Source organism: Thiolapillus sp., assembly GCF_048562965.1.
Lineage (GTDB): Bacteria > Pseudomonadota > Gammaproteobacteria > Chromatiales > Chromatiaceae > Thiolapillus > Thiolapillus brandeum_A.
The window spans coordinates 1-771 of the sequence record NZ_JBHNMF010001229.1 but is presented as its reverse complement, the minus strand read 5'-3'; the positions used below and the strand labels follow the sequence as shown (position 1 = coordinate 771).

The window sequence follows — 771 nt, the reverse complement described above, 5'->3', positions numbered from 1 at the left end:
CTACTGGGGTCTACCAGCCTTCGCTTCGCTCTCCATGGCTGGCAGCGAATGTGTCGATTCCAACCCTATAATGCAAACACCCAAAAAAGCTAGGGTTTACACCGTGGATTGCAAAAAGCCTATGCAGGAATTTACTGTTTGAGGTGGATCCGCGAGGGCGAAACCGTAAGTTTCTGTTCAAATGCCCCCGCTAGTCCATGATCTCCTTGATACCTTCAAGCAGCCCTTTGATAAAAGCATCGCGCGCAGCATCAACGTGGTCCACTTCAAAGCGACCGAACCGGTACCCGATGAAAAACCGCGTCTTTGCGCAGGCTGCGGTGAGCGCCTTTTTCGCAAACAAATAATGATCCGGATTTTTTCCCAGCTCATCCACAAACATCAACGCGATCTGGTAGCCCACTTCTTTTCCGTATTCCAGCGCCATGCGCGCGCTGTCCTTCCCCGACATGCCCAAGGTCATTCTACCCACGGACGCGCCGAACAAGTACGAGGCACTTTCCTCCAGATCATCATCGCAGGTCTCTTCCGCCATCGCCGGAACGGCGAAGAGCAACACGCTAACCATTATTGCGACGCCACGCGCCGCTATCGATTTCCTATTTATGATTATTTCCTCTCGATTTCGATTCAAAAAAAGGCCCGCAAGCCAAGTGTGTCTTCGACCTCGTGATAGATTTTGGGACATCCCAGTCCCCAAAATCGACTCGGCCTTTGACAACCTATTGGTGCCCCAGCCGTCCTGGTCACCCAGCACTACGCAACAACTTC

General features: G+C 52.3%; 1 protein-coding gene. It reads right to left on the bottom strand.

The window, feature by feature from the left end; all coding sequences use genetic code 11:
• Positions 1-190: 190 nt before the first annotated feature.
• Complete coding sequence (locus ACOCD2_RS23485) at positions 191-556, bottom strand: hypothetical protein (RefSeq protein ID WP_293815536.1); 366 nt, start codon at positions 554-556, stop codon at positions 191-193.
• Between the last annotated feature and the right edge of the window lie 215 nt (positions 557-771).